This window comes from Thermodesulfobacteriota bacterium (assembly GCA_035559815.1).
GTDB lineage: Bacteria > Desulfobacterota_D > UBA1144 > Nemesobacterales > CSP1-2 > DATMAT01.
On the sequence record DATMAT010000043.1, the window covers coordinates 1 to 10,369 of the forward strand.

Below are 10,369 nucleotides of genomic sequence, written 5' to 3' on the forward strand. Positions count from 1 at the left end.
CACCCCGGTGAGCCCGCCGATGGTGAAAAGGAAAATAAGGGCCAGTGCATAGAGCATAGGCGTCTTAAGGTCAATCGAGCCTTTATAAAGCGTGGCCGTCCAGTTGAAGACCTTTATTGCCGTTGGAATGGCTACGAGGAAGGTAAGGAAAGAAAATATGGTCGCCGCCACCTCCGATATACCGCTCACAAACATGTGATGCGCCCACACCAGGAAGCTGATTAGTGCTATGGCCAGGCTGGAATAGGCAATGGCCTTATAGCCGAAAATAGGTTTCCGGGAAAAAACCGGCAGAACCTCGGAAATCACACCGAAGGCCGGAATAATCATGATATAAACCGCCGGGTGGGAATAAAACCAGAAGAAGTTCTGGAATAGAATCGGGTCCCCACCCTTTGCCGGGTCGAAGAATCCGATTCCAAAGACCCTCTCCATGATGAGTAGAAGAAGGGTAATTCCAACCACCGGGGTGGCCAGAAGCTGGAGTATAGCCGTGGCATAGGAAGCCCATATAAAGAGGTTTAAGCGATGCCAGGTCATCCCCGGGGCCCTAAGCTTGTGTATGGTTACGATAAAGTTAAGCCCGGTGAGAATAGATGAAAAACCGAGCACGAATATTCCAGTAGTAAGGAGGACCACATCGGTTCCGGTCTGGATGCTATAAGGGGTATAAAAGGTCCAGCCGGTATCCGCCGGTTTTAAAAGGGAGATCAAGAGAATGGCTGTCCCCAGCAGGTAAAGCCAGTAACTCCCCAGATTGAGTTTTGGGAATGCCACATCTGGCGCCCCTATCATCAGGGGAATGAGGAAGTTGCCGAAACTCGCTGCCAGACCGGGAACGATGAAGAAGAAAACCATCACCGTGCCATGAAAGGTGAAGAGTACGTTATAGGTATGTGCGTCGACTATGGTTTTACCAGGAGAAATCAGCTCCAGCCTCATTAGAAGTGCGGCCACGCCGGCTATGAGGAAAAAAGTAGAAATGGAAACGAGATACATTATTCCTATGCGCTTATGGTCGGTCGAAAGTAACCAGGAGAGTAATCCCTTCTTCTCCAGGTACGGAACGTATATGGTCTCGGCAATGGTGTGATTTGCCATGACAAATTCCCTCCTAATTTTATTTCCTAACTACCTAGGCAAAAATTAAAATTTCGAAACAAGGTTCATCCAAGCAGCAAATACCAAATCACAAACAAATACTAATCTCCAATTTTAGATTCTGGATAAAAGAAATATTCCTTTCGTTTGAAATTTGTAGCTTCATTATTTCAAGGTTTTGATATACGCAATTAATGCTGAAATCTCTTGGTCGCTCAGAATTCCCTTAAAAGACGGCATTACCGGCTGGTATCCTTGCACTATCTGGGCGCCCGGCTCCAATATTGCCTCTCGTATGTAGTTTTCATCTGCGGTGACGGTCGAGCCATCCTGAAGGGTTACCTCGTGTCCAAAGAGCCCCTTCCAGGAAGGACCTACTAATTTGGTACCGTCGATACTGTGACAGGCATTACAACCCCTTTCTTTGTATAGCTTTTCACCCTGCTCGGCCGGGGGAAGGGATGCCACTGCTCCCACTCCATCTGCCTCCTCACCCCTTTCCCACCTATCGTATGCTTCCGGACTCATAACGTAAACCTTGGCTAACATAGCCGAATGCCCGGTCCCACAATACTCGGCGCAAAACATGTCGAAGATCCCCACCTTGGTCGGGGTGAACCAAAGTTGGGTGTACATACCTCCGACTAAGTCCTGCTTTACCCGGAATGCCGGGACAAAGAAGCTGTGCAACACATCGTCTGACCTCATGATCATCCTTACCGGCCTGTCAAGCTGCACGTAAAGCTCATTTATCGTGGTTTTACCGTTTTCGTACTGAAATTGCCAGAGCCACTGCTTTCCGACCACATTCACCTCGACGGCGTCCTCCGGAGGCGTCCTCATCTCCCTGAAAATCACGAAGCCATAAACGAATATAATTATTACCAATATCGAGGGTATAACCGTCCACAGGGTCTCTAGAAAATGATTCCCGGTTATGTATGGAGTTTCGTCATCTTCGCTTCTCCGCCTGTACTTTATGGCGAAGTAAACAAGACCAACGGTGATAAGGATGAAGAAAAATACGGAAATGATAGTAATAAACCATATGACCGTATCCACTTTGCCCGCAAAATTGGATGCCACTTCAGGAAGCCAGTTCATCTTTAGCCTTTTTAAACCTCCATGGACTGTTAATTTATTTTTTTTCTCTCTTCCACATATAGGCCAGAAACACAGTTAATGATAAGAGCGTAACCACCCCGCCTGCCTTCACCACATTCAACGCCTTGAGGGCGTATTTTTTGCCCACCGGGTCAAACTCATAGCAGAAAAGTATCACCTTATTTACCAGCTTTGAAGAACCGATCTCGCCGTTAGATGCCTCGATTAAGGCGAGCTTGAGGTCTTTGGGCTCGAATTGCACCCCGTATAGGTATCGAGATATTTTTCCGTCCGGGGTGAGCACTGTTATAGCCATAGGATGGGCAAACTCTTCCCCATCCTTCTTGTACTTGAACCCTACTGACTGGGTAAGCTGTCTTATATTTTCTTCATCCCCGGTCAGGAAATGCCAATTCCCCTTTGGAAAATGGTCGTTTCGTAATCCATGGTAGTAACTAACTGCCTTTTCCTTGGCTAAGGCGGGCGTGTCATCGGGATTGAAGCTTACGGCTATTATCTTGAAGTCGTTACCCAGTGAGAGGGAGGATAAATCATTAATGGAATTCTTAACCCCGTCCAGGATAAACGAGCATACCCGGGGGCAACTGTAATACACCAATGCTAGAATTACCGGTTTACCCTCGTTGAAGAAATCCCCAAGCCTGACCTGCTTGCCCTCCTCATCATAAAAAGTAAGGTCTAGCGGTAAGGGTTCGGCCAGTTTTTCATCAACTCCTACTTCCTTTAAATCCGCTGTGTTGGTAATTGCAAATGCATAAGAGCAGGAAACCAGGACCGAAAGGGTGATAACAACATCTTTTAAAAGAGAAAAAAACTTAAGCATCTAGCACAAAATACCCCCAATCTAACTTAACCCGGCGGGTCAAAATTACACAAACCCACTTGTCTTTACCCACAACTTCTCCATATTTTGCCATTGACATATCTAGAGATTAGAATCCAACTATATTTTACTGAAAAAAATCCGGGGTAAAAAACACAAAAATCACTAAAACTTTTAGATTGTATCTGGATATTCCCTTCTGTCAAGAATACTTCCGAAGCGCATACCGCCCGGAGCTAACACTGGCTTAAAGGCGATGAAATAAACTTAGCCAAACGTAAAATTTGCCCCGGTTAATCAATGTTTTTTTCTTGAATTTATGTTAGTCGTAAAGCTATTAGCCTCCTGCTGCAAACCGTGCAGTCTCACATGTCATTTCGAGGAGCCCCTTGGGGAATTTACACTGAATGTAACGAATGTACTCGAGACCAGGCTCAGTACGAACGGGTTTTTTATTTCATTAATGATTATCAGCGGATATACATCCGCTTATCCTGAACCCTGAGCATCGCTGAAGGGTCGAAGGATGCAGACGTTGTCATTCCCGCGCAAGCGGGAATCCAGTTTTTCAAAAGATGGATCCCCGATTAATGCATTCGGGGATGATACGTAGGCAGGAGCCCCGATCTGAGGTATCCGTGATCCAATCGATGATCAAGCCTGTCCTAATTCCTGCTTTGTCGAAGGATTGAAGGGAAGGATCAGGGAAACGTAATGTTAATACTGCACATTCGCTTTTCTCATTGCAGGCTCGGCGAATGTGCTCGCAATGACAGCGGAAGCCCTTTGGCCACATGGAATTTTCGAGTTAAATCATGAACCCTAGGAGATCTGCTTCTTGAAACGCTTGACTGCTAGGAGAAATAGTAAAAGACCCATGCCGCTTAGCACGATGATATCTATACCCAAATCTACCGCCCCGGCGGCGCGGAGTATGATTCCCCGAAGAATGTTCATGTAGTATGTAGTAGGTATCAGAAAACTCAGAGCATAAAAGATATCCGGCATGGTAAACCGGGGGAAAATATAACCGGAGAGGAAAATGGACGGCAGAAGGGTAGCCACGGCTATCTGAATGGCTTCGGTCTGTGTCTTTGCGCGGGAGGAGATCAAGAGCCCTATACTCAGGTTTGTGAATATGAAGACCAGGGTCAGAGCGAGCAACAGAAAAACATTACCGGCTACATCTACTTTAAAGACCACGGACATAATCAAGAAAAGAAAGCATGCCATCAAAAACCCGAGCACAGTGTAGGGAATTATCTTCCCGAGCAGAAGGCCGAACTCGGATAGCGGTGTGACCATAAGTTGCTCGAGGGTCCCCCGTTCCCTTTCCCGAACGACGGAAAAAGCGGTAAGAATGATCGTTGACAGTTGTAGCGCTACTCCTATGACACCGGGCACGAAGAAATCCTGGCTTCTTAAATCGGGGTTATATAGAATTTTTGGACGGGTATCCAAAGGCATATCTTTGATGCCCTTACCGGACTCTCTTAATAATTCTTCGAGTGAATTTCTAAGAGCAAGATTACTGGTCACGTTTAGCGCCTGAGCGGCGATGGTGTTATCCGAGCCGTCTATCAGGACCAGCACGTTGGTCGGTTTGCCATGGGCCAGGTTCTCCGAGAAGTCGGGAGGTATTTTTATACCGACATATTTGCCCCCTCCAGTTAACGCGTTAGCAAGTTCCTTTTCCGAGTGAACCTCCGCCACGAAGTCGATATACTGGGTATTCCTCATCTGGTCCAGGAATTCCCGGCTCTGGCGGCGCTGGTCTTGGTTGTAGAAAACAGCCGGTATGTGCTTTATATCCGTGTTAATGGCAAAGCCGAAGACTATGACCTGTATGAGGGGCGGGAAAAACGCAAAAAATAACGCTATCGGGTCTCTCATCAACTGAAGAACCTCTTTATAAAGGATTCCCTTAAAACCACGGAACCTGGATTTAATGGACATTATTGTTCGAACTCCCCGACTTTAATTTGGTAAGGGTGACGAAGACATCCTCTAAACTCGGCAGTATCGATCTTATCTCGATGTGTTTTAAGCCTTCTCTTTCCAGCACCCTATACAATTCCTCTTCCTTGAATGAGTCCTCCACGAGTAGATGAATTGCCTGGCCAAATATGGTCGCATCGCGTACGCCAGTTAACTGGTTAATTCTTCTGAGACCAACGGTAGCTGGTTCGCAGTTGACCTCGAGTCTTTTGTATCCGGCCGGGTTTACCTCGGGCAGTTCCTTAAGCTCATCCGGCGCGCCAACCACTATCAGATTTCCCGAATATATGTATCCGACGTGGCTGCACCTTTCCGCCTCATCCATGTAGTGAGTGGTTACGAAAAGGGTGATACCCTGTCCCGACAAATCGAATAGCAAATCCCATAGCTCTCTCCTAGCCACCGGGTCAATCCCGGCCGTTGGCTCGTCCAGAAAAATCAGCTCGGGCTCGTGGAGCATGGCGCAAACGAGCGCCAGCCGCTGTTTCCAGCCGCCGGATAAGAGCCCGGCACGCCGCTTTAGATAAGGTTCAATATGTGTAAGTGAAAACAATTCATCACGTCTTCTTCGAAATTCCTTCCCTTTAACACCATACAACTGTCCATAGAAGTTGATATTTTCTTCTACGCTTAGGTCCTCATAAAGGCTAAACCTCTGGGACATGTAGCCTATATGGCTTTTAATCCCTTCGGGCTCCTTTACGATGTCGAATCCGAGTATATTAGCAGTCCCGGAGGTGGGCACGAGAATACCGCAGAGCATTCTTATTAGGGTGGATTTCCCCGACCCGTTCGGGCCGAGTAGTCCAAATATATTGCCCTTTTTTACGTCTAGAGTTACGCTATTGACGGCGGTAAACGAGCCGAATTTCTTGGAAAGATTTTTTACCTTAATCGGTGTTTCCATGATTTATGTCAATGCTCTTTATTAACCACGAAGGCACGAAGACACCAAGTTTCACAACAAGTTAATTTTAAGAATCTTTTTATATTTCTTTGTGTCCTAGTGCCATTGTGGTTTAAATAGTGCTAAACCGCATTTTCCATTACATCTTCCTCACATCCGGAAAGGTCACGTCGGCGGACATGCCGGCGCGTAGCCTTCCCAAAGAATTATCCAAACGCACCTTCACTCCAAACACCAGATTAACCCTCTCCTCGACCGATTGAATATTGCGCGGGGTAAACTCCGCCTTACGGTTTATTTGTTCCACATAACCATGAAAGGTCTCCTTCGGAAAAGAGTCCACCCTTACTTCCACCTTTGCGTTTTCTTTCATGTAGCCCAGGTAATTTTCCGGTACATAAACCCTTACCCAAAGCCTATCGGGCAGGATTAAGGTAACCGCGGTCTGATTAGCCCCTAGCAAATCTCCTGGGAATAAGTCACAAACTTCCACGAGAGCATCCATCGGGGCACGGATGGTCATTTCCTTGAGTTGGGTTTCGACTTCCTCAAGGGCAGAGAGCGATTGCTCTAATGCCGCTTTGGCCTGGGTCAAATCCGCCTGGGCCTGGGCAATCTCCTCATCACGGAATCCGGATTTCATCAAGTCGTACTTTTCCTTGGCCGAAGCGGCTTCTTCTTTCAACACGGCCACTTGATTGACCGCATTGTCTCTTTGCTGCCGGGATACGACGCCCCTCTCATAAAGACTCTCATACCGCTCCTTATCCTTGATGGCCAAATCCAATTTAGCCTTGACCGATTCCCATTGGGCCCTTGCCCGCTCGATTTCTTGCTGACGATTACCGGTAACCACCAGCTTGAGATAGGCCTCTCTCTCTTTTACACGTTCCTCTGCCTGTTTGATCCCGGCCAACGCCTGCTCTCTCCTGGATTTTAACTCAGCATCGTCCAATCGAACCAAAACCTCTCCTGCTTTTACCTTATCTCCCTCTTTCACCAGAACCTCTGTGACGCGCCCGCCTATTTTGGAGCCGACCAGAATATCGTCCGCTTCGATTGTTCCGTTTAACACAAGGGGTTTGCCCTCTCCAAGAGAGCAGCCGGTAATCGAACCCAGAAGAATTTGAAGCATGAAGAAGGCCAATAAATTTTGGATAAGCTGGCTTTGTAATTTCATTGCCGGTTCACTATTCTCATTACTGAGATATCTTGTATTCGTATCAAATATTTCATAACTGTTGATAATTACTCAACACTCAAATGAATAAGAGGCCTGTCATTCCCGCATGCTACCCGATTAATACTTTCGGGCACGAGCTTTAGCGGGAATCTAAAAACTATGGATACCAGATTAAGCCTGTCCCCACACGCCTTTCGCGGGGAACATTCGGGTATAACAAGTGCGGTGATGCCTGATTGATCCTCCGGCTTAACCGGGGGAAGGGCATGACAAAAATATAAATAACCAGAGTTCATAGAATTCCCTATATTTCAAAAATGGCTATTTTTCCTTTTACAAATATCGGATTCACATTGCTTAACCAGGCTTATCTGAAAGCGGTGCCCGAAGGCCAGCCGCACAGAAGTTAATCAGCCTGTCGACCACTTCCTTATCGTCTGCGATTTTGCATAGACCACCGGAGAAAGCTTCCAGAACAGTGTGGTTGGTGTAGGTATGAATCATAGCACCCGCTAAAAAATGCATTCTCCAGAGAAGCTCTTTCTCCGGTAAGTCGGGCAACGAGCGACCGAGTGCGGCTTTAAAACGAACAATAACCTCACCAAACTGAGATACAAAGTCAGCTTGAAGATTTTTATCCGGCTCGAAAAGAATGCGTCCCACAAGACGCATAAAATCGGGGTGACTCAGGCAAAACTCTATCGCCGGGCTGAAGAGAGCGTAGAGGATAGATTCAACTGGAAGAGGAGAACCGCCCGCCTTTGTTTCTAGTTCGTCTAGAAGACGTAGGCGTTCTTTGTTGATGGGTTTTAGCCTACGTGATATGGTTTCACGGATAAGTCCTTCCTTGGAGCCAAAGTGGTAATTCACCGATGCCAGGTTGGTTCCGGCTATCTTTGTTACTTCTCTTATAGAGGTTTCCTTGATTCCCCTCTCTGCAAAGAGACTTTCTGCAGCGTCTAGTATGCGTTCCCTCGTATCCTTTTCATCCATTTTGATCTCTTTCTATATCATACAAACGTATGTTTCAAACAAACGATTGTATTATGGTTATAATTTATCACCTTGTCAACTGGGCGGTTATTCGTATAATAGAAATAAGCGATTTCACCAAGATATCTCAGATTTCGCGGATAGTAGGGAACTTATGATTTCAAGCGTTGTCACTACAAATCTATACCCGGAAACAGCGCCACCCATTCCGTCATTCTGGAGCCGAAGGCGAAGAATCTCTACGAATATTAGACCATTGGCCGAGTATATCTTGAATCTAAGGAAGGGCTCCGGGGTGACAACGAGGTTATAGGTAGCTGGTTTGGATAAAAATATCTGTTTGATGGAATAGAGATTAATACCTGTTTTAAATGGATGTGCTTATCACTTTTGAAACATTATTCAGGCAATAGGACCTCTTAGGATTAATAAAATATGACGATTCCAACCGCCGCTCTAATACTGATTCTGGTTTCGCTACTTGGTGGAGGAATGGCCATATTGGCCTTCGTATGGGCCGCAGGAAAGAAGCAGTTCAGAGACTTTGACACCGGCGCTTACGCCATTTTTGATGAAGAAGAGCCGGTAGGAAAGATGACCGATAATACCTTCGGATTTCCTGAATCCAACAAGCAGCACAAGAAAAACAGGCAAACTAATTTCAATACTCGACCAGAGTTATAAGTTTAACTTTTTTAGTTAGCCGCTGAAGGTTCGAGCCGGAGAGACAAGAATGGGGTCAGACGATAGCGCTGTTCAACTAGCGGAGTCCCCGGAATTATCATTCCGTGTCCGTAGCGACATATCTGCCTCCGGCCCGGTAATCGTCTTCTTCATATCAGCGGTGCTGTGGCTCCTTATAGGAACAATCTTTGGACTTATCGCCTCATTCAAATTCAATTTCCCGGACTGGTTAGGGTCTTCCCCCGCTCTTACGTTTGGTAGAGTTCGCCCCGCTCATCTAAACGCCGTAATCTACGGCTGGTCTTCGCTGGCCATAGCCGGCTCTTATGTTTGGCTCACCGCCAGATTGTGTCGCACGGAGGTGGCTTGGCCCAAACTTTTATACCTATCCGCTGTTCTCTGGAACATAGGGGTATTGTATGGAGTTATCTCCATACTGGGAGGGGGCAGCCAGGGAATGGAATGGCTAGAATTTCCCAAAGGATCGGTTTACCTGATTACGCCCGCCGCCCTTTTTTTCTCCCTCTCCATCCTTCGCACGTTTCAAGCGCGAAACGTAAAGCACATCTACGTTTCTCTCTGGTACATACTAGCATCCGCCGTCTGGTTCCCAATTCTTTACGTTGTGGCAAACCTACCTATCTACTCCGGTGTGACTCAAGCGGCTAGCAACTGGTGGTATGCCCATAACCTTCTGACCGTATGGGTCACGCCTGCCGGCCTGGCCGCCGCATACTATTTTATTCCCAAGGTAATAGGACGCCCTATCCATAGCTATTACCTCTCGCTACTTGGCTTCTGGACATTCGCCCTTTTCTACAACTGGAACGGCATTCACCACCTGATAGGTGGTCCGCTTCCTACCTGGATCATTACCACCTCTATCGTGGCAAGCGTTCTCATGTTCATCCCGGTTATAACCGTGGCGATAAACCACCACCTGACCATGGTGGGTCATTTTGGAAAACTAAGATATAGCCCGACCCTTCGCTTTGTTGTCTTCGGAGCCATGTGCTACACAGCGGTGAGCTTTCAGGGTTCTATAGAAGCGCTCAGGTCTTTCAGCGAGGTATCCCATTTTACCCATTACACCATAGGCCATGCCCACCTCGGTCTATACGCCTTTTTCACCATGATTCTCTTTGGGGCGATTTACTACATCATGCCCAGGCTCCTCAAATGGGAATGGCCCTATCCGGTCCTGATCAAGTTCCATTTTTGGTTTGTGGCAGTAGGAATTACTTTGTATGTAGTATCGATGACGGTAGGAGGAATACTGCAAGGGTTTTATATGAACGATGCCTCCCGTCCTTTCATGGAATCGGTGGATGTGACAAAGCACTATCTTCTGGCCCGCTCTATCGGGGGAGTACTGATTCTCATCGGACATTTATTCTTTATCTACATCTTTATTCTGATGGTAACCCGCAAGGGAGCGATAAGACTGGCCCCACCCTGGCGTGAGGAAGCTGAGGTTCGTTCAAGATGATGTACATAAAGGCTTACGTATTTTTCCTGGGAGTGCTGGCTACGTTGTTTTTAGGATGGACCGGCT

At 46.9% G+C, this 10,369-nt stretch carries 9 protein-coding genes; 2 read left to right on the forward strand and 7 right to left on the reverse strand.

Annotated elements, in window-relative coordinates:
* The 7 genes from VNN20_11575 to VNN20_11605 form a co-directional block, all read right to left on the reverse strand.
* Positions 1 to 1,101: cbb3-type cytochrome c oxidase subunit I (locus tag VNN20_11575; protein HWP92821.1), on the reverse strand; the 1,101-nt coding region annotated here is incomplete at its 3' end.
* Positions 1,102 to 1,266: 165 nt separating this feature from the next.
* Positions 1,267 to 2,205, reverse strand: a complete 939-nt coding sequence (gene coxB / locus VNN20_11580; GenBank protein ID HWP92822.1) for a cytochrome c oxidase subunit II — start codon at positions 2,203 to 2,205, stop codon at positions 1,267 to 1,269.
* A 34-nt stretch (positions 2,206 to 2,239) separates the two neighbouring features.
* Positions 2,240 to 3,049, reverse strand: a complete 810-nt coding sequence (locus VNN20_11585; protein HWP92823.1) for an SCO family protein — start codon at positions 3,047 to 3,049, stop codon at positions 2,240 to 2,242.
* 822 nt (positions 3,050 to 3,871) lie between these two features.
* The gene (locus tag VNN20_11590) at positions 3,872 to 5,005 is read right to left on the reverse strand and encodes an ABC transporter permease (GenBank protein ID HWP92824.1); all 1,134 of its coding nucleotides are present in this window, start codon (positions 5,003 to 5,005) and stop codon (positions 3,872 to 3,874) included.
* Complete coding sequence (locus VNN20_11595) at positions 4,995 to 5,954, reverse strand: ABC transporter ATP-binding protein (protein ID HWP92825.1); 960 nt, start codon at positions 5,952 to 5,954, stop codon at positions 4,995 to 4,997. Before VNN20_11595 ends, VNN20_11590 begins: the two co-directional genes overlap by 11 nt.
* Positions 5,955 to 6,093: 139 nt before the next feature.
* Complete coding sequence (locus tag VNN20_11600) at positions 6,094 to 7,134, reverse strand: efflux RND transporter periplasmic adaptor subunit (GenBank protein ID HWP92826.1); 1,041 nt, start codon at positions 7,132 to 7,134, stop codon at positions 6,094 to 6,096.
* A gap of 360 nt (positions 7,135 to 7,494) precedes the next feature.
* Positions 7,495 to 8,130: a TetR/AcrR family transcriptional regulator gene (locus VNN20_11605; protein ID HWP92827.1), complete on the reverse strand. Its 636-nt coding sequence runs from the start codon at positions 8,128 to 8,130 to the stop codon at positions 7,495 to 7,497.
* Positions 8,131 to 8,565: 435 nt separating this feature from the next.
* Here VNN20_11605 and ccoS point away from each other — a divergent pair, with 435 nt between their 5' ends.
* Entirely contained in the window at positions 8,566 to 8,814 is a 249-nt protein-coding gene (ccoS, locus tag VNN20_11610; protein ID HWP92828.1) for a cbb3-type cytochrome oxidase assembly protein CcoS, read from the forward strand.
* A 49-nt stretch (positions 8,815 to 8,863) separates the two neighbouring features.
* A complete protein-coding gene (locus tag VNN20_11615) occupies positions 8,864 to 10,303 on the forward strand; it encodes a cbb3-type cytochrome c oxidase subunit I (GenBank protein HWP92829.1) in 1,440 nt (479 codons plus the stop codon).
* The last annotated feature ends 66 nt before the right edge of the window (positions 10,304 to 10,369 follow it).

Bases quoted from the DNA above. Each gene is read 5' to 3' on its own strand.
- coxB (HWP92822.1), bottom strand. From the start codon at position 2,205: ATGAACTGGCTTCCTGAAGTGGCATCCAATTTTGCGGGCAAAGTGGAT.
- VNN20_11585 (HWP92823.1), bottom strand. From the start codon at position 3,049: ATGCTTAAGTTTTTTTCTCTTTTAAAAGATGTTGTTATCACCCTTTCG.
- VNN20_11590 (HWP92824.1), bottom strand. From the start codon at position 5,005: ATGTCCATTAAATCCAGGTTCCGTGGTTTTAAGGGAATCCTTTATAAA.
- VNN20_11595 (HWP92825.1), bottom strand. From the start codon at position 5,954: ATGGAAACACCGATTAAGGTAAAAAATCTTTCCAAGAAATTCGGCTCG.
- VNN20_11600 (HWP92826.1), bottom strand. From the start codon at position 7,134: ATGAAATTACAAAGCCAGCTTATCCAAAATTTATTGGCCTTCTTCATG.
- VNN20_11605 (HWP92827.1), bottom strand. From the start codon at position 8,130: ATGGATGAAAAGGATACGAGGGAACGCATACTAGACGCTGCAGAAAGT.
- ccoS (HWP92828.1), top strand. From the start codon at position 8,566: ATGACGATTCCAACCGCCGCTCTAATACTGATTCTGGTTTCGCTACTT.
- VNN20_11615 (HWP92829.1), top strand. From the start codon at position 8,864: ATGGGGTCAGACGATAGCGCTGTTCAACTAGCGGAGTCCCCGGAATTA.